Annotated in this window: 11 protein-coding genes; 2 read left to right on the forward strand and 9 right to left on the reverse strand. The window is 72.3% G+C overall.

Annotated elements, in window-relative coordinates; translation table 11 throughout:
* Positions 1-4: 4 nt before the first annotated feature.
* Both ACFC1W_RS05055 and ACFC1W_RS05060 read left to right on the forward strand, forming a co-directional pair.
* Entirely contained in the window at positions 5-1786 is a 1782-nt protein-coding gene (locus ACFC1W_RS05055; protein WP_375989372.1) for a cation:proton antiporter, read from the forward strand.
* An 85-nt stretch (positions 1787-1871) separates the two neighbouring features.
* The gene (locus ACFC1W_RS05060; RefSeq protein WP_375991416.1) at positions 1872-2348 is read left to right on the forward strand and encodes a recombinase family protein; all 477 of its coding nucleotides are present in this window, start codon (positions 1872-1874) and stop codon (positions 2346-2348) included.
* Between the two features lie 11 nt (positions 2349-2359).
* Here the strand turns inward: ACFC1W_RS05060 and ACFC1W_RS05065 are convergent, their stop codons facing one another.
* The 9 genes from ACFC1W_RS05065 to ACFC1W_RS05105 are packed head-to-tail and all read right to left on the reverse strand — an operon-like array spanning position 2360 to position 18823.
* Positions 2360-3094: a hypothetical protein gene (locus tag ACFC1W_RS05065; RefSeq protein ID WP_375989375.1), complete on the reverse strand. Its 735-nt coding sequence runs from the start codon at positions 3092-3094 to the stop codon at positions 2360-2362.
* Entirely contained in the window at positions 3082-4794 is a 1713-nt protein-coding gene (locus ACFC1W_RS05070) for a protein kinase (protein ID WP_375989377.1), read from the reverse strand. Before ACFC1W_RS05070 ends, ACFC1W_RS05065 begins: the two co-directional genes overlap by 13 nt.
* On the reverse strand, positions 4791-6107 hold the full coding sequence (locus ACFC1W_RS05075; RefSeq protein ID WP_375989379.1) for an FHA domain-containing protein: 1317 nt from the start codon (positions 6105-6107) through the stop codon (positions 4791-4793). The genes ACFC1W_RS05070 and ACFC1W_RS05075 overlap by 4 nt, the downstream gene beginning before the upstream one ends.
* Entirely contained in the window at positions 6107-6943 is an 837-nt protein-coding gene (locus ACFC1W_RS05080; protein ID WP_375989381.1) for a PP2C family protein-serine/threonine phosphatase, read from the reverse strand. Before ACFC1W_RS05080 ends, ACFC1W_RS05075 begins: the two co-directional genes overlap by 1 nt.
* Entirely contained in the window at positions 6940-8106 is a 1167-nt protein-coding gene (locus tag ACFC1W_RS05085) for an RDD family protein (protein ID WP_375989384.1), read from the reverse strand. The genes ACFC1W_RS05080 and ACFC1W_RS05085 overlap by 4 nt, the downstream gene beginning before the upstream one ends.
* Entirely contained in the window at positions 8103-10487 is a 2385-nt protein-coding gene (locus ACFC1W_RS05090) for a transglutaminaseTgpA domain-containing protein (protein WP_375989386.1), read from the reverse strand. Before ACFC1W_RS05090 ends, ACFC1W_RS05085 begins: the two co-directional genes overlap by 4 nt.
* Positions 10484-11731 carry a DUF58 domain-containing protein gene (locus ACFC1W_RS05095; protein WP_375989389.1) on the reverse strand — a complete coding sequence of 416 codons (1248 nt, stop codon included), beginning with the start codon at positions 11729-11731 and terminating at the stop codon, positions 10484-10486. Before ACFC1W_RS05095 ends, ACFC1W_RS05090 begins: the two co-directional genes overlap by 4 nt.
* The gene (locus ACFC1W_RS05100; protein WP_375989391.1) at positions 11731-12702 is read right to left on the reverse strand and encodes an AAA family ATPase; all 972 of its coding nucleotides are present in this window, start codon (positions 12700-12702) and stop codon (positions 11731-11733) included. The genes ACFC1W_RS05095 and ACFC1W_RS05100 overlap by 1 nt, the downstream gene beginning before the upstream one ends.
* Before the next feature lie 46 nt (positions 12703-12748).
* Positions 12749-18823, reverse strand: a complete 6075-nt coding sequence (locus ACFC1W_RS05105; RefSeq protein WP_375989393.1) for an Ig-like domain-containing protein — start codon at positions 18821-18823, stop codon at positions 12749-12751.
* Positions 18824-18894 lie beyond the last annotated feature (71 nt).

Here is an 18894-nt window from a genome sequence, read left to right on the forward strand (position 1 = left end):
CCGCATGGAAGCCCTCGTCCTCGCCATCCTCGCGGTCGTCGTGATCGCGCTCGCCACCGCGATCGCGCCGAAGCTCAACATCGCGGGTCCGCTCGTGCTGGTGCTCATCGGCGTCGGGGTGGGTCTGCTCCCCTTCGTGAACGTGCCCGAGATCGATCCGGAGTGGATCCTCGTCGGGGTGCTGCCGCCGCTGCTGTACTCCGCGGCGGTCGCCCTCCCGGCCATCGAGTTCCGCCGCGACTTCGGTCCGATCGCCGGGCTGTCGTTCCTGCTCGTTCTCGTGAGCTCGATCGTGCTCGGGTTCTTCTTCGTGCTCGTGATCCCGGGGCTCAACCTCGCACTGGCGGTCGCGCTCGGCGCGATCCTCAGCCCGACCGACGCCGTCGCCACCTCGATCGTGAAACGCCTGGGCGTCTCCGGGCGCGTGGTGACCATGCTCGAGGGCGAGAGTCTGCTCAACGACGCGACCGCCCTCGTGCTGCTGCGCACGATGGTTGCCGCCGCGGCGGCCGCGACCGCCGGCGCTGCGGCCGAGGACGGCGTGGGCGTCGGGTTCATTCCCGCCTTCGCCTGGGGCGTGCTCGTCGCCGTGGTCATCGGGGCGATCGTCGGCTACCTCAACCTGCGGCTCCGCTCGCTCATCGGACACTCCGCCGCGAACACCGCGATCGGCTTCGTGATCCCCTTCGCGGCGTACCTTCCGACCGAGGAGCTCGGCGGTTCGGGCCTCGTCGCCGCGGTCGTCGCCGGCATCGTGACCGGTCAGGGCTCGGCGCGCTGGTTCACACCCGAGCAGCGCATGTCCGACGAGCACAACTGGCGCACGATCGAGCTGATGCTCGAAGGCGCGGTGTTCCTGCTGATGGGCCTCGAGCTCAAGCAGATCGTGGAGGGGAACGTCGAGAATCACGACGGCCTCGGCACGGGCATCGGCATCGCACTCGGGGCGCTGGCGATCATCCTCGCCGTGCGCGCCGCGTACGTCTCCGTCATGGTCTGGCTGCAGAGCCGGCGCGCCCGCGGGAAGCAGCGGGCGCGGCTGGAGCAGATCGGCGAGCGCATCGACGAGCTCGCGAGCGGCGCAGGAGCCGACCCGCAGATGTCCGGCGGGCGCCGCGCCTTGCGCCGTGACCCGCTGTCTCCCGACCACCCGCGCACGCAGCGCCGCATCGCGTCGATGCGGGCACGGGTCGCCCGGGCGATGCGGGACCTCAACTACTACCAGGCGTCGCCGCTCGGCTGGAAGCACGGCGTGGTCATCGTGTGGGCCGGGATGCGCGGTGTCGTGACGCTCGCGGCGGCGCAGACGCTCCCCCGCGACACCCTGGAACGCGAGCTGCTCGTCTTCATCGCGTTCGCCGTGGCCGTCGGAAGTCTCATGCTGCAGGGATTCACCCTGCCGTGGCTGGTGCGGGTGCTGCACCTCACGTCACCCGCCGACACGCTGCTCGAACGGGCCGAGCAGTCCGAGCTCGACGACGAGCTGCGCACCGCCGCCGTCACCGCGATGACCGATCCGAAGCTCCGGCGCCGTGACGGGAACCCGTTCCCCGACGAGCTCATCGAGCGGGTCGGATCGCGCCTGGCCGACCCACCCGACGACGACGCGAGCACCGCCGCCCGCGACGCCCTCGAGCTGCGGCTCGTGCTCATCGAGGCCATGCGGCGGCGGCTGAACGAGCTCTCCTCGGGCGGGGAGTTCAGCACACCCGCACTGCGGCACGCACTCGCCGAGCTCGACGCCGACCAGCTGAGCCTCGAACTGCGGCTCGGCGATCAGGACTGAGTCACGCCGACGACGGATTCGGGAGAGAATGGGTTCCGGCGAAGGAGCGATGGCGATGAACGGTGCGGGCCCCACGGCAGACGCGATGGCGACGGATGCCACGACCCTGCGATCCGGGACGCCCGAGGGCGAAGCATCCGCTCAGACTTCTCCTCTGCACCTGCCCCACGCCGCGGCGGACTGCCCGAAGTGCTTCACCGAGCTGCAGCGCGACCGCGACTGGTGGCAGGCGCGCCCCGCCGGCTCACGCCTGGTCGGTCTCGTCATCGCCCGCGACGACATGCCGTCGGTGGTCGAGCAGCGCAACGATCTCACACGGTTCGGCGTGCCGATCGAGGGCTTCCGGCACCCTGCGCCCGAAACGATGGAGTCGTGGGAGGAGCGCCTCGTGCGACTCTTCGGCACGCTCACGCGCGGCGATGTGCTCGTGGTGAGCAACGTCCACGCACTCGGGCGCGACATCGACGAGGAGACGCGCACCGTCGCGGAGCTGCACCGGCGCGGCGTCGTCGTGAAGGTCATCAGCCACGGCGGCCGGCACCTGTACGACACCGGTCGCTGACCGCTGCGTGCTCAGTCGTCGTCGGCGGCGGCGGACTCGCGCTCCACGTCGAGCAGCGGCAAGTCGCTGCGCGTCACCAGACGGGCGGCGATCGCGTGCTCGACGAGCCTCACGCGCCGGTTGGTGGCGTACGAGCGCACACCGCCGCGCAGCCCCGGCACGCCGATGCGGTCCAGCTTGTCGCAGACGTTGTCGAGCTTGCGGTTGAAGCGGGTCAGCGTCCAGCCGAGACGCTCGGCCGCCTGCGCGGAAGTGGGCAGCTCGCTCATGCCGGTGCCCTCGCGCCGCAGGACGGGCTCGGCGAGCGCGAGGATCATCATGCGCTGGCTGTGCGTGAGCGGCACGTCGCCGATGGTGCTCAGCCCGTCGTCGTGCTCGAGCTGCTGCGTCTCGCGGAACGCGGGCTCGGCCACGCTGATCGTGAGCTCGTAGGTCGTCGGTCCGGCACTGAAGATCACCGCGGTGGCGGCGAACACGAGCGGCAGCCGTGCGCCCGGCGCGAGCCACGCCTGCACGCGGCCGCCGGAGTCGGTGACGGTCGCCGCGAGCCGGCTGCCGACGTTCGAGAGCAGCCAGAGCCCCTGGACGTTCTCGATCGTCAGGAAGTGCCGGTGCAGGAAGAGGTTGTCGTCGATCGCCAGGTCGCCCTCGCGACCCACGGTGAAGACCGCGTCGGGGCCGACCGTGAAGGCCTCGCCCGCGAACTCGACCGTCAGCTCGTCGGCGCGCGCGGTCACGGAGCACACCCCCGGACGGCATCCGACGACTGGCCGTTCTCTCGCACGAGCAGCACCTCCACGCAGGTCGTCCCCGAGGGGTCGGCGGGCACGGTCACCTCGGTGTCGGTGACCGGCTCGAACACCGGCTCCTCATCGGGGCGGGTCACCACGCCGAAGAGGTAGCGGTCGCCGTCGCGGGGATCGGGATTGGTCCACGAGAACGCGACCCCGTCGGACGTCGCGACGCCCGACAGGTCCTCGGGCTGCGGCACCACCGCCGACACCGGATCCTGCGGATCGGACGAGGTCACCGGCGTCGGCACCGGATCGGATCCGGCGAGGATGCCCGGGAGCGAGACGCCGACGACGATCGCGACGATGACGACCGCCGCAGCGCCGAGCCCGATCCACAGCCCGAGGCGCGACCGCGGCGGCGAGGCGCTGTCGCCTGCGGCTGCGGGGTCGGCGACGGGCTCATAGGCGGGCGCCCCGGTGGCCGCCGCGACGGCCGGCCCGGCGGGGCCGGATACCGCGGGGCCGGACACGGCGGGCCCGGACGCCCGAGGCGCTGCGGACGGAGCGCGCACGACCGTGTGGTCGAGCGCCGGCGCGATCTCGGCGGGCGAGCGTCGGCGCGTTTCGCCGGCCGCGGCCGGCGGGGCGGTTGACCGGATGACGGTCTGCGCGTCGGCCGGCTCGTAGACCGGCGGGACGGCGGGCGAGGCGGCCGTGGGGCTCGTCTCCGCCGACGGGCGGGTGCGGCCCGCGGCGGGCGTCGTCTGCGGCGAGATGCTGACGACGCCCCGCACCCGCGTGAGGCCCTCGTCCTCGTCGTCGACGATGTCGTCGGTGATGCCGTCGTCGAGGATGTCGACCGGCGTGACCGAGTGCGAGAGCTCGATCTGCACCTTCTGCAGCGCACGGGCGAAGGCGATCGCGGACTCGTAGCGGTCGGCCGACGACTTCGACATCGCACGCTCGAGGGCGCGTTCGAGCGATGGCGGCACATCGGCGCGGCCGAGCGCGGGCAGCGGCGCGGTCTCGATCCGCTGGATGAGCTCGGCGGCCGTGTTGCGCTGGCCGGGCAGCTCGAACGGCGACCGACCGGCCAGGAGCGTGTACACCGTGGCGCCGAGGGCGTACACGTCGGACCGGGGGTCGCTGCGCGGCTCGTCGGCGAACGACTCGGGCGGCGACCACGGGATCGACAGCCCGGCGGACTCGGCAGCGGCACTCGTGGTCGACGCGATGCCGAAGTCGGTGAGCGCCGGCCGGTTGTACTCGGTGACGAGGATGTTCGCCGGCTTGATGTCGCGGTGCAGCACACCGGCGCGGTGAGCCGTCTCGACGGCCGCCGCCACCTGCACGCCGACCCGCAGCGACTCGGCGATCGAGAACGGCTCCCGGCGGTACCGCACCTGCAGGTTGGGCTTCGGGCAGTACTCCATCACCAGGTACGGGCGCCCGTCGCGCGCGACGCCGGCCTGATAGATCGTCACGATGGCGGGGTGCGTCGAGAGCATCGCCATGACGTTCGCCTCGGCCGTGAACTCCGAGACCGAGCCGCTCGACATCCGCTCGGTGAGCAGCACCTTCACGGCGACGCGGCGCTTGGGAAGGGCCTGCTCGTACAGGTACACGTCGGCGAACCCGCCCGAACCGAGCAGGTCGACGTACGTGAAGCCCGGCAGGTCGGGGGGCGCCATCGGCGCGCGTCTGGAACTCACGCGATGTCCTCGATCGCCACCGTGATGCCGTCGCCCAGGTCGATCACGTCACCCGGGACGACGACCGTCGCCTCACCGGGGTGCAGGCGCATCGGGTCGACGCCCGCGCGCAGCAGGGTCGTGCCGTTCGTGGTGTTGAGGTCGGTGGCCACGATGCTGTCGCCCTCGACGCGCAGTTCGACGTGGCTGCGCGAGATGTCCTGCTGTGGACTGTCGACCGCGACGAGGTGCGGCAGATCGGTGCCCGACACCCGCGTCGATCGCGGACGCCGGCCGATGACCACGGTGCGGTCGAGCGTCACGACCTGTCCCGAGGACACGCGGATGCGCCCGGGCGCCGGCGGCCGCGGCGGCGCGAGCGGCGGGACCGGGTCGGCGCCGCCCCGCAGCGCTCTCGCCTCGGCGAGCGAGATGGTCTCGCCGTCGTGATCGCCCAGCACGACGGGCGTCTCGGCGGGGCGCACGACGGTCGCCTCGAGGGCGGGGTCGTCGGCGATCCCGCCGGGCACGTGCTCGGCCTCGTCGTCGCGCGGGATCAGCGTCGATTCGGCGGGCAGGAGCGTGTCGGCGTCGGCGAGCGACAGCACCGCGGCCGAGTCGATCAGCCCGGCCGACGTGGTCGTGAGAGGCGCCGCGGGCGTGGGAGGGGCGACGGATGCAGCGCCCTGCGCACCCGGAACGTGCGCCGAGCGTCCGCGCGGGCCGGGCTCACGCTCGGACTGCACGGACGGCGTCGACGCGAACTCGGGTTCGGGCTCCGGGTACGGATCGGCCTCGGGCGCCGGCGTGGGCTCCGGCCCGGCTGCCGGGTCGAGTGCGGGCTCCGGCGACTCCGCAGCGGGCACGGCTTCCGCCTTCACCACACCAGCCTCCCCCGCGCCGGACGGCACCCACACGAGGGCGCCGGCGAGCACGACGCCGTCGGCGACGGGCAGCTCGGGGGGCGCAGCATCCGCTCCCCCGTCCAGTGAGACCCGGGATGCCTCGGCGATGACGCGCTCCGTCCAGGTCGTGACACCCTCGCCCGACACGCGCTCGGGGGCGCGTCCGTCGACGTCGAGCGCGAACGAGCCGCGCACGGCGAGTCGGACGGACCCCCCTTCGGCGAGCGCGACCGCGAACGGAGGCACGGCCGACAGCGAGGTGCCGTACGCACCCGTCAGTGCCTCGAGCACGCCGCCGAGCCCGCGACCGTCGGCCACGAGCGCGTGGATGCGTGCGGCGAGAGCGGGCGAGGTGTCGTCGGCGAGTGCGGCGAACCCCTGCGGGGTGACCGCGACCGGGTGCGTTCCCGGCGAGTAGTGGACCGACATCAGAATCCTCCCGTGGCGACGACGCGGGGCAGCGTGTCTCCGTCGACCTCCTCCGCGGCGGCGGCGGCCGACGGAGATGTGTGATCGCCGGGGCGGTTCGCCCGGGTGCGGACGGCCGTCGCGTCCACCACCAGCGCCGTGATGTTATCGCGTCCACCGTGGAGCATGGCCTCGTGCACCAGGCGGGTGGCGGCGCGCTGGGGCTGCGTCTCGGCCACCAGGACGGCATGGATGGCGGCGCTGTCGAGCTCGCTGGACAGTCCGTCCGAGCACACCAGGATGCGGTCGCCGGGCTCGGCGGGGATCAGCCAGTAGTCGGCGTCGCCGTCGCTCCCCGCGCCGATCGCCCGCGTGATCACGTTGCGGCGCGTGTCGCTCGAGGCCGCCTCGGGAGCGAGCTGGCCGGCGTCGATGAGCTCCTGCACGACCGAGTGATCGACGCTCACCTGCTCGAAGACGCCCTCGCTGAGCCGGTAGGTGCGCGAGTCGCCGAGGTTGATCGCGAGCCAGTACCCCTCGCCGTCGACGTCGGCGATCACGACCCCGGTGAGCGTCGTGCCGGCGCCGGCACCCTCGCCGGCGGGCAGCGCCTCGACGCGGCGCCGGGCCTGGGCCAGCGCCGCGCGCACCTCGTCGATCTCGAGGCTGTCACGTCCGGCGAACCCGGAGAACTCGTCGATCACCGTGGCGCTGGCGATCTCGCCCGCGTGGTGCCCGCCCATCCCGTCGGCGACGAGGAACAGCGGCGCGACGGCGAGGTAGGAGTCCTCGTTGATCGCGCGGCGCAGTCCCGGATCGGTCGCCGATCCGAAGGCCACGGTCACCGGCGAGCTCATCGCGGCACTCCCACCGAGGCGATGCGGTCCCCGAGCTCGAGGCGGTCTCCGTCGCGCAGTCCGATGCGCAGGCCCGGGACGAGCGGCTGCCGCTCCCCGTCGCGCACCAGGACGGTGCCGTTCGTCGAGTGATGGTCGGCGACCCACGGGCCCGACGCGACGCCGCCGATCTCGAAGTGCGTCTTCGACAGCGACAGCGTCTCGTCGCGCACCGGGACGCTCACGATCCCGGGCTCGACGGCGGGGTTGCGACCGTACCGGGTGCGGCCGTAGACCGCCATGCGGACGCCGTCGTCCCACGTGAGCACCGCGAGCACCGGATCGTCGAACATCGGCGCGGGCTGAGCCGGCGGCGGGACGGTCAGGTTGCGTGCCTGGTCGGCGGAGGGCAGCGTCACCGGGCGGGTGGCGGGCGCCTGCGGGATCACCGCGGGGGGAGGAGCGGATGCCTCGGCCACCGCCACGGTGCCGGGAACGGCCGTGAGCGTCATCGCCGGCGCGGGTGCCGCGGCCGGTGTGGGTGCCGCGACAGGCGCCGGTGCGACCGGCGCAAGGGCCGCCGCGACGGGGGCGGGCGCGGCCGGCGGAGCCGGCTTGGGCGGGATGACGATGTCGTCGAGGAACCACGGCTGCGCGGCGGACACAGCCGGGACTGTCGGCACTGCAGCGACCGTTGCGGTCGCGGGCGCGGCATCCGCTCCCCGCACGTCGATGACGAGCGCGCCGGCGGCCCGATCGTGCCAGCCCTGACGACGGTGACTCGCGTCGAACAGCGGCGTGAACCAGCCGACCACGATGGCGCAGGACGCCGACCACACCACGTTGCGCCACAGTGCGCGCCAGAAGCCGATGGCGACGGGGGCGCCGGCGTCGAGCAGCCGCAGGCCGAGGGCGCGCTGGCCGACCGAGCCCTGCGCGCCCTGCATCGCCGTGTAGACGAGCGACCACGCGAGCAGCGACATCCATGCCGCGACGGTCGCGACACCGAGTGCGAGGACTAGAGTGCGGGCATCGTCGACGGCGCCGAGGCCCAGGGCCACGGCGAAGGCGACAGCGGCGGCCGCGGTGCCGATCGCCGTGGCGACGAGGGCGTCGATCACGTAGGCGCCGACTCGCCTGCCGGGCGGCGCGGCGACGAGGGCGAGGGGCGGACGGGCGGTCATGCGTTCTCCTGGGGGGCGTCGGGCTCGGGTGCCCGATCGGACGGCGTCTCATGGCCTTCGGCGCGCGCACGCGGCCGTCGGGGCGCGTGCGGCCGGCGGTCGGGCAGCGCGAAGCGGGTGCCCGCGAGCAGCGAACGCAGGCTCAGGCGCGCACCGAGGCGGTTCCAGACAGACCGGCCGGCCCCCATGCCGCCGACGATCTCGTCGACCTGGCGCCAGAACTCCGCGACATCGTCGGGTGTCGGCTCGGACGGGCCGAAGACCTCGAGATCGGCGCGACGGGCGAGGGTGGTGACGCGCGGCTCGGTGAACGCGGCCTCGACGACCCCGGCGTCCTCCGTGCGGGTGGCACCGGGCGTGACGGGGGTGCCGTAGTCCTTCGCGCGGTCGACGAGCTCGTCCCAACCGCCGCTGATGCGGTCGGCGGCGCGCTCGGCCTCGCGGCGGCGGCGGCGACGCGCGGCCTTGAGCGCGCCGATGACGATGAACGGCGCAGCGAGCAGCGCCAGCACGCTGAGCACTCCGATGCCGATCACCACGATGAGAGCGAGCAGGGCGGCGTCGAAGGTGCTCTCATCCTCGGACTCGCGGTCGTCGGGCACGGTCGGGGGAAGGTCGACGGGCTCCTGCGGCGGGGGCGGGGGCTGCAGCACCTGCGGCTTGGGGTCGGCGCGGGGCTTGGTGGTCTGGTCGTTGGGTACCTGGTCCTCGGCCGGCGTCGGGTCGAACGTGACCCACCCGTGCTCTTCGAACGCCACCTCGACCCACGCATGGAGGGTGTCGCCCGTCGCGGTGAAGACCGGCTCGCCGGCGGTATCCTCTTCGGGATAGAAGCCCATCACGACACGCGCCGGGATGCCGATCTCGCGCGCGAGCAGGGCCATCGCGGTCGCGTACTGCTCGTCGTCGCCGACCATCTGGTCGGAGCCGAGCAGCGTCGAGATGCGCTCCGCACCGTGACCGGCCCGCGAGAGCACCTCGCCCTCGAGTCCGTGACTGAAGAATCCGCCTTCGGACAGCATCGTCTGCAGTGCGCGCACCTGCTCGATGGGCGTGGTGGCCTCGGCCACGGCCTCGGACGCGATCTCGACGAACGCCTGCGGCACGCCCTCCTGATCCGGCAGCGCGACGGGTGCGAAGTCGTCGCCCTCGAGCGCGTTGTCGCTCGGCGTCGACGGCACGACGCTCTCCAGCGTGTAGGCGTCGCCCTCGCTGAGCTCGCGCGTGACGACCGCGGTCGACGTCCCCTCGTTGTAGTACGCCGTGCGACGCAGGTCCTCCGCGCGGTCGCCGTCGAAGGCGATGCTGCGGACGGCGCCGACCTCCGGCATCCACACCCCCTCCAGCGCGCCGATCTCGACGCGCACGGTCGCGGGCGTGCCCTCGGCCTGCGCCGACATGTTGCCCCGCACCGGGCTGAACGCGCTCGACGTGCCGGCGCCGTCGTCCGACACGTTGTAGACGGTGCCGTCGTAGGCATCGACCGTCGCCAGGCGCACACGCGCCTCTTCGGGCATGCCGGTCACCGAGAAGAGCGGCTCGTCGGGGAAGTCGCGCACGTAGGCGCGGAAAGACTGCAGCGGGCTCGGGTAGGCGTGCACGTCGAACGGCGGGATCACGACGTCGCGGAGCACGTAGCGCGGGCTCTGCGGCGCGGCGAACGCGCTGGTGGCGACGCCCACAAGCGCGGCGATCGCGACCACGGCACCGCCGAGGATGAGCCGTCGAGCGGCCACCCCGCGCACGGGGGCCGCCCCGTCGCCGAGGGGCACTGCGCCCGTGCCGTGCTCCCAGCTCTGCCGCAGCGCGAGCCAGATCGCCGCGACCAGCGCGAAGACGACGCCCTGAACGACGGGGACCGCGGGCTGCGACGTGCCGAGCGCGATCTGCGCCACCAGGAACGCCGCGGCGGGGATCAGCGCCCAGGCCGGGGTGCGCAGGCGCAGTGCCAGCGAGGCCGTGAGCACCGCGGCGACGAGTGAGAGAAGGAAGGGAACGATGAGATGACCATCGGATGCCGCGACCGGCGCCACGGTGGTCAGCAGCTGCTTCCACGACGTGACGACCCCGAGGGCGAGCCGGCCCAGCGTGTCGATCGTCGGGATCACGCCCAGCACCGCGGTGTGCGGGAGGGCGAGGGCGCCGCCGAAGAGGAAGTACGCGACGACGGTGAGTCCGGCGAGCGGGAGGACGCCCCACCGCAGCCAGGCGCAGAGTGCGGCGAGACCCACGCCGAGCAGGGCGCCGCCGATCGCCGCAGGGAGGTAGGTCGGCCCGCCGAACGTCGGCCAGAAGCCCGCGATGGGCACGGCGAGGAGGGCGGTGACCGCGCTCAGGTCGAGCACCCAGCGACGCACGCTCACTCCGGCCCGGCCGCTCACGAGAGCACCTTCCGCAGCGCGGCGGGCAGCTGCTCGAGCGAGCCGACCGTCACGACGTCGGCGTCGCCGATGCGGCGGAGCGCGGGGGCGGCGCCCGTCTCGGCGACCACCGCGAGCGTGCGGGCGCCGAACGGCAGACGTGCGCAGGCCGCGCGCAGCGTGTTGGCGCTGACCCCGCTGCCGCATACCAGCACCACGACGCTCGCCAGCGGGAGGGTCGCCGCGACGACACCGGCGAGGTCGACGACGCTCCCGGCGCGCGGACGCGAATGCACCACGCCCGACAGTGAGTCGAGGAACTGCTTGCCCGTCGCCGAGGGGAGCGCGCGCTCCTGCACGCGAACCTCGACGCGCTGCGAGTCGCGCAGCGCGCGCAGCCCCAGCGAGCCGGCGGCCGAGACGGCGAGCTCGAACTCGTCGTCATCGCGGTAGTCGCCCGGGTGCGTCGAGAGCCCGATCACGAAGTGCGAACGCCGGGTCTCCTCGTACTGGCGCACCATGACGGTGCCGGTGCGTGCCGTCGACTTCCAGTGGACGTGACGCAGGTCGTCGCCCGGCTGGTACTCGCGCAGCGCGTGGAACGACACGTCGTCGCGCGAGAGATCGGTCGCGGGCAGACCCTCGAGGTCGCGCAGGAAGCCGAGCGACTGGCCCTCGAACAGCACGGTGCGCGGGTGCACGTAGAGGTCGACCGGTTCGTCCTTGCGATGCACGCGCTCGAAGAGCCCCAGCGGATCGCCGCGCACGACGCTGACCGGGCCGACCTCCACCACCGCGCGCTTGGTCGTCGGGATCGCGAACAGTTCCTCGGCGGAGGCACCCGGCGCCAGTCGATGCACCTCGAACTCACCGCGGCCGGCGCCGACCGGCAGCACCACGCGCGACGGCAGGATGGCGCGGGTGCCCGAGTTCGAGAGCGTGAGTGCGCCGACCGCCCGCTCGCCGACGACCACCCGGGTGCGCGTGAGGTCGAGGGTCACGTCGTAGGCCGTGCGTCCGATGAGGAAGAGCGCGCACAGCGCGAGAAGCACGGTCAGCACGGTGGCTGCCACGGTGAGCTCCCACCAGCCGAGCGTCGACCCGGCGATCCAGAGCACGACGGCGACGACGATCAGCACCCAGGCGGCAGGGCGGACGACGGCGATCGCGCCGCGCAGCCAGCGCACAGCGTGTTCGGCGGTCGTCTCCCACCATTCGCGGCGCTCCGTCACCGGAGCGGCCGACCCGAGTGCCTCCGTCGTCATCAGGCCGCGGACCTCGCCTGCGGTGCGGCGACGTCCTCGAGCACGCGCGAGATCACGGTCTCGGCCGTCGTGCCGGCGAACTCGGCCTCGGGGTCGAGCACGAGACGGTGCGTCCACACCGGGCCCGCGAGGGCCTTGATGTCGTCCGGCGTGACGAAGTGACGGCCCTGCGAGGCGGCCCACACCTTCGCGATGCGGATCATCGAGAGCGAACCGCGCACCGACACGCCCAGCCGGGTCGCGGCATCCGTCCGGGTCGCCTCCGACAGCTGCGCGGCGTATCGCAGCACGGCGCCCTCGACGTGCACCGTGGCGGCGAGGTCGGCCATGTCGGCCACCGCACCCGTGGTGATGATCGCGGGCAGGTGCGCCGACGGATTGCGGTCGGCCGCGCCGGCGAGGATGCGCTCGGCTGCCGCGAGGTCGGGGTAGCCGATCGAGGTGCGGATGAGGAACCGGTCGAGCTGCGCCTCGGGAAGCTTGTAGGTGCCCGCCTGCTCGATCGGGTTCTGCGTGGCGATCACAAGGAACGGGCGACCCGCCTCGTGCGTGACGCCGTCGACCGTGACGCGCGACTCCTCCATGACTTCGAGGAGGGCCGACTGCGTCTTCGGCGAGGCGCGGTTGATCTCATCGGCGAGCACGATCGACGCGAACACCGGTCCCTTGTGGAACTCGAAGCGGTGCGACGTCTGGTCGTAGATCGTGACGCCCGTCACGTCGGAGGGCAGCAGGTCGGGGGTGAACTGGATGCGGCTGCTCGTGCCCTGCACGGTGGCGGCGAGCGCCTTGGCCAGGCTCGTCTTGCCGGTGCCCGGCGCGTCCTCGAGCAGGACGTGACCCTCGGCGAGCATCGCCGACAGCACGAGCCCGACGACCTCGCGCTTGCCGAGCAGCGCTCGGTCGACGTTGTCGACGAGCCGCGCGAAGGTTCCCTGGAACCAGGCGGCCTGTTCGGGAGTCATGGTCATGGTGATGTCCTGTCCGTTGTCGTTCTCGTCGTGGGGAGCGGGCCGGCTACCACGTGCGGCGTTCGTAGGCCTTGCCGGCGATGGTGACCCAGACCTCCGCGCCGTCGTCGCCGAAGTAGCAGCCGAGCTGGACCCGGTCGTTCGCCCCGATGTTGCGGCTGGCACCCTGCACGAAAGGCGTGCCGCCGTACGGGCCGGTCGCGTTGCATCCCACCGAGTAGTTGCCGGCGGGGAAGTCCTGCGTGTTGACGACGAAGTAGGCGCACTGCGAGCTGCTGCAGCCCGGCTGGCCCTGCGCCGAGGCGCCCTTCGTGACCCAGGCGCGCGGCTCGGGCGGATCCACCGTGGTCGCCGCAGCCGAGACGACGGCGGACCACTGGCCGGCGGCATCCTGAGCCCGTGCCTCGATCGTGTGACGGGTGCTGTAGGCGTACGTGTTCGTGCGCGAGCCGTTGTTGGCGACGTTCTGCCAGTTGCCACCATCGATGCGGATCTGCATCTGGGTGATGTTGCGACCGTTCGGCGCCGGGGCGTTCCAGCTGAAGGTGATGTCGCGGCCGTTCCGGGAGGCGTCGACGCTCGGGTTGCGCACCGGGCCGTACGGGATCACCTGGTTGGACGGCGCCGACTCGGCGCCGTCGTAGCGCACGCCGTCGAGCGCGGTGTACGCCCGCACGCGCACGGTGTACTGCTGGCCATTGCTGAGCCCGCCGATCGTGCGCCCGTCCCAGTTCGCCTGCCAGCCGCCGCCGTTGAGCGAGTACTCGTAGCGCATCTCGCTGGCGTTCGCGCCGTTGCCCGGGGCCGGGTTGTACGTCACGACGACCGCGCTGTTGCCGCTCGGCGTCGACGCCTGGACGTTCGTCGGCGCTCCCGGCGGGGTGAAGGCGCGGCGCGGCGCCGACGGCGCGCTGTCGGCACCCCAGCCCGCCTTGTTTCGCGCGGCGACGGTGAACGTGTAGTCCGAGGTCGACGCGTCGATGGCGAGCGCCTGCGACGTCTGGCCGCCCGGGATGCCGGTGATCGTGTTCACGACCGCTCCGCCGCGCAGCACGTTGAGCCGGTACTCGGCGATCGCGTCGCCGTTGTTGGCGGGGGCGCCCCACGAGACGCGCATCTGCGCCTGCGTGCCCACCGGGTCGAGACGCTCGACCGACGGGGCGCCGGCCGCGTCCGGCGCGCGCGCCGGGATCTCGGACGCCGACCACGCGCTCCAGCTCGACGGCTCAGGCGCCCTGTTGTGGGCGCGCACGCGCACCTGGTAGTTCACGCCGTTCTCGAGCCCCTCCCACACGAGCGAGTTGCCGGTGACGCCCGTCTTCTGCACCACGCCCGAAGGCGGCGCGGGCGAGATCTCGAGGGTGAACGACTCCACCGGCGAACCCGGCGTCGTCGGCGTGACCCACGCGACCTGGAGGCTCTGGTCGCCGAAGGCGAGGGTCGGCGGCTGCGGCGTGTCGGGCCGGGCGTCCGGACGCGCGGTCTCGGACGGCGCCGACGGGTCCGATGGTCCGACGCGGTTGATCGCGATGACGGTGAAGTTGTATTCGACGTTGTTCGTCAGCCCGTCGAGGGTGCACGTGGTCGACGCGCACACCTTCGTGTAGTTGCCGGCGGTCGACGAGACCTCGTACGAGGTGATCTCGGCGCCGTTGTTGGCCGGCGGCGTCCACGACAGCACCACCGTGCGATCCTGCACGCTCGAGACCACCGGGGTCCCCGGCGCGTCCGGCTTGCCCTGGACGGTCAGGCGGATACGCGCCTCGACCTCGCGGTCGGGGTCGTTCGTGACGTCCGCCACGCGATAGCGGACCACCATCGTGCCGAAGAACGTCTCGTCCGGCGTGACGCGCACCGCGTCGCCATCGATGACGGCAGTGCCGCGGCCGGTCTCGGTGATCACGTCGACGACCGTCAGCGGGCCCTCGCGGAACGGGTTGACGTCGTTGCGGAGCACGTTGACGGTCACCGTGTCGCCCTGGTGCGCCTCGTCGACGATGTCGTCATTGGCGGTCGCGAGTTCGCGGGTCGAAGCGGTGACGCGCACCGTGACCGTGCCCTCGATCGGCTCGGTCTCGCCGTCGTTCACGCGGATGGTCAGTCGCTCCAGCGTGCCCTTCGGAGTGTCGGCACCGGCGCTGACGCGCAGCTCCTGACCGGCCACCGACGCCGTGATGCCGGCGGGGGCGCCGCCCACGATCTCGTACCGCATGCCGTCGAGGTCGTCGACATCGGGATCGGTGGTGAGGGCGCGCAGGTCGAGGCTCTTGGGTTCCTCTCCTGGGGCCACATCCACCGAGCCGTTGACGAACTCCGGCTGCTGGTTGTCGGGCGGGAGCACCGTGATCGGCAGCGTCAGCGTCGCCTTGCGGCCCTTCGGGTCGTCCGGGCCGCTCCCGGTCGTCACCTCGAACGTCAGCGCGTCCTGCCCGAAGTACCCGTCCTTCGAGGTGTACACGAGAGTGCGCTGGTCCTTCACGAGGTTCGCGCCGTTCGCGTTGACCGCACTGACCTTGGCAGCCTCGGTGATGACGACGGATCCGCCGCCCGCGACCTCCACATACTCGCTCAGCGGAAGCTCGATGGTCTCGCCGCTGTCGACCTCGACCGCTTCGGTCGAGATGAGCGTGGGCGGCAGCGAGTTCATCGACGGGACATGGATGAAGGCGGATGCCTCGAACCCGTCGCGGTCGGTGATGGTGTACTTCACGAGCCGGTCGTTGTCGTCGACGGTGACGCGCACCCGTCCGTTGCCCAGCACGCGGGCACCCGCGTCACCCACCGTCACCGTGAGCTCGTCGACCGTGCCGTCGGGGTCTTCGTCGTTCGCGAGGACTTCGAGGTCGACCGTCTCGCCGTCTACGTCGGCGGCCTGAACGTAGTCGTCCCGCGCGATGGGCCGCAGGAGCGGCACATCCTCGTCGACGGTGATCTGCAGAACCGCCTTCGACGTCGCCCCGCGCTCATCGCGGATCGTGTACTGCAGCGAGGTCTCGAGCTCCTCGTCCGGCGCGGTGACGATGACGCGGTCACCGGTCACCTTCGCCTCCAGGCCCTCGACGTCCGGGAGGATGAGACCGTCGCGCACCAGCGCGAACGCGTCACCGTCCGGGTCGGAGTCGTTGGCCGTGACGGGCACGGCGACGATCCGGCCGGGTCGCATGACGACGGCGTCCTTCGCGGCGAACGGCGCCTGGTTCGACGTCTCGGCAGGAGCGATGCCGACGCGGATCGAGCCCGTCGCCTCGGCGCCGATCCGGTCGCGCACGCGGTACGTGAACGCATCCACGCCGCCGGCATCGTCGAACGCCTCGTACACGAGGTGATCGGCGCCCATCTCGACGACGCGTCCCTTCGACGGCGGCGAGGCGATGCCTTCGAGCCGCACCGAGTCGCCGTCGGCGTCGATGCCGTCGAGCGGGATCGCGATGCGCACCTGGCTGCCCTCGAGGGCGCGCGCGACGATGTCGCGCGCGCGCGGAGCGGCGTTCGTCTCATCGTTCACCGGCAGGACCTGGATCGTGACGTAGCCGGCGTCCTTCTGGCCGGTGCTGTCGATCACCTCGTACGTCGCGTAGACCGTGCCCGGCTCGTCGGACGCCCGGAAGCGGAGGAGGTCCTGCGACACGAACATCTCGCCGTCCTCGGGTTCGACGAGGGGCGGCACGAGGTCGGGGGCGACGTGGATGGCGTCGCCGTTCGGGTGATAGTCGTTGTCGAGCACCGGGATGTTGACGACGTCTCCCGCGCGCACCACGATCTGGTCGTCGTTGGCGACGGGCGGCTGCAGCTTGGACGGCGCGGGAATCGGGATGACGATGACCTCGCCCTCGGCGGACTTCGCGCCGTTCGAGACGCGGTACGTGATGCGCACCTGCGATCCGAGGGCGGCCTGGTCGGAGATCCGGATCGTCTCGTGATTGATCACTGCGACGGAGATGCCGGAGTTGGGCTCGACGGTCACCGACTGGACGACGAGGATGCCGCCTCCCGGGTCGGTGTCGTTGGCGAGCGCGTTCACGAGCACCTCGCCACCGCTCGGCAGCAGGGCGACGTCGCGCACGGCGACCGGCGGTGACGTCGTGTCGGTGTCGGCGAGCACCTGGACGCGGACGAGTCCCTCGGCGTTCTTCGAGCCCGCAGCGACGAGGTACTGGACGTAGTAGTCGCCGGGCACGTCCGACACGAACGTGAAGGTCTTGTTCGCGAAGTCGGGGACGATGCGCGCGCCGACGACCTCGTCGACGCGCACCAGTCGCAGCGGCTCGCGGCCCGAGCTCGTGTCGTTGGCGAGAGGGGCGATCGTCGCCACCTGCCCGGCCTGCACGACGACGCGGTCGGCATTCGTCACGGGGTCGGTCGACCCGACCGGGCGCACGTCGAAGCGCACGATGCCGGCAGCCTCCTCCGTGCCGTCCGAGACCGTGATGGCGACGTCCTTGCGGCCCTGCGTGCCGCCCACCGCGCGGTACGTGATCCGTCCGTCGGCGGTGAAGTCCGCCTCATCGCCCTCGGCGGGGGCCACGCCGAGCAGGAAGACGTCGTCGCCGTCGGGGTCGATCCAGTCGGGGAGCACGTTGTACGAGACGACGCCTCCTGCCTCGACCACGACGCTGGTGACGCGCTTCTGCACCGGAGGCGAGTTCACGCTCCAGTCGTGGACGCTGAGCGAGACGCGTGCCGTGTCGGTTCCGCCGCGACCGTCGTCGATCTCGTAGACGAACGACGTGCTGCCCGACGCGTCCTCGGGCACGGCGATCTGCAGTGCCGCTCCGTCATTGACGGTGGTGACCTCACCGAAGGCGGGGCCGTCGTCGGCGACCGCCGCGATCAGCACGTCGCCGTCCGGGTCGCTGTCGTTGTCGAGCACCGGGAGCAGGGTCGTGCGGCCCGGACGCACGCCGAAGGAGTCGTCGGTCGCGACCGGCGGGGTGTTGACCTCGGAGCGCTCGGGGAGAGTCGTCTCGACCGTCTCCTCGGTGGTCTGCTCGTCCTCTTCGGCCTCGCCCTCGGGCGGCGTGATCTCGTTCCAGTTGTCGACCCGCTGCATGCTGTCGCTGGCCATCCAGGCTGCTCCGCCGATGATGTCGTTGAGCACGACGACGTCGCGGTTCACGCGGAACTGCAGCACCGACGACGCCTTCACGCCCTCGATGTCGGTGGCGAGGTCGTCGCCGTCGCCCACGCAGTCGCGGATGAACTTGCCGGATCCGTTCCAGGCGGCGTACGCGCAGCCCTCGAGGAAGACCGGGGCGGCAGCCCCGCCCTCGGCGCCGGCGGGCTGCGCGACGGGCTCGGAGCCGTCCAGCGGCACCCGCACCAGGGCACCCGCAGTCGCGAGCACGACGGAGTCACTCGGCTCGGACGCCTGCTGAAGCACTGCCGAACGGCCGCCTTCGACCTCGGTGGTCCGGCCGGCCGCGAAGAGCGTGCCGCTCTCGGCATCCAGCACCGCCGGCACGTCGCCCACGACGGAGATCGACACGGCGGCACCGGGCTCGAGACCCTCGACGCCCGCGCGGGACGGATCGCCGGCGGGCGCTCCCTCGGCGTCGGTGCGGACGGTCACGATCTCGGCGTCCTCGGCCGACACGGCGTAGACGGTGCCGTCGACGCCGGCTGCGACATCCGCTCCCTTGCCGACGTTGGCGATGGGCTCGGCCGCCTGCACCTCGAACGAGCCGACCGACGCGGACGGCACGACCCACAAGTCGCCCGACGTCGGATCGAGGATGCCGACGGCCGTGCCGCCGAGCACGACCTTCGCGGCGCCGGGGACGTCGGCGGACTCGTTGAGCGCGACCATCGCCGGGTCGACCGACGTGATGCTGGATTCGGTCTCGTCGACGACGAGCACGTTGGTGCCGGACTGGAGGATGTCGTACTCGGTGCCGACCGTGCGGAGCCCGCCGTCGAGCACCTGCGACTCGTGGTTGAAGTGGCCGACGAGGAGCGAGGACTGCTTGGTCACCCAGACGCCGCCGTCGTGGAGGTCGACCTCGGTCGTGGGATTGCCCTCGTAGACGAACGCCATCGTCGTGATGGCGACGGCTGCCGCCGTGATGATGCTCGCCGAGGCGACGGCGCGTGGGCGTGATCGGAGCCACGCGAACGACTTCATCAGACCCTCGGCCTCCTCCGGGCGGTCGGTGCATGCGGGGCGAGCGCAGTGGCGGAAAGCACCAGCCTAAC

Origin of the sequence: Microbacterium sp. NPDC056003 (assembly GCF_042274785.1) — a bacterium.
Classification (GTDB): domain Bacteria; phylum Actinomycetota; class Actinomycetes; order Actinomycetales; family Microbacteriaceae; genus Microbacterium.

What these genes read in the sequence shown, in the direction of transcription:
- ACFC1W_RS05055 (WP_375989372.1), top strand. Translation starts at nt 5, where the DNA reads ATGGAAGCCCTCGTCCTCGCCATCCTCGCGGTCGTCGTGATCGCGCTC.
- ACFC1W_RS05060 (WP_375991416.1), top strand. Translation starts at nt 1,872, where the DNA reads ATGGCGACGGATGCCACGACCCTGCGATCCGGGACGCCCGAGGGCGAA.
- ACFC1W_RS05075 (WP_375989379.1), bottom strand. Translation starts at nt 6,107, where the DNA reads ATGTCGGTCCACTACTCGCCGGGAACGCACCCGGTCGCGGTCACCCCG.
- ACFC1W_RS05080 (WP_375989381.1), bottom strand. Translation starts at nt 6,943, where the DNA reads ATGAGCTCGCCGGTGACCGTGGCCTTCGGATCGGCGACCGATCCGGGA.
- ACFC1W_RS05085 (WP_375989384.1), bottom strand. Translation starts at nt 8,106, where the DNA reads ATGACCGCCCGTCCGCCCCTCGCCCTCGTCGCCGCGCCGCCCGGCAGG.
- ACFC1W_RS05095 (WP_375989389.1), bottom strand. Translation starts at nt 11,731, where the DNA reads ATGACGACGGAGGCACTCGGGTCGGCCGCTCCGGTGACGGAGCGCCGC.
- ACFC1W_RS05100 (WP_375989391.1), bottom strand. Translation starts at nt 12,702, where the DNA reads ATGACCATGACTCCCGAACAGGCCGCCTGGTTCCAGGGAACCTTCGCG.
- ACFC1W_RS05105 (WP_375989393.1), bottom strand. Translation starts at nt 18,823, where the DNA reads ATGAAGTCGTTCGCGTGGCTCCGATCACGCCCACGCGCCGTCGCCTCG.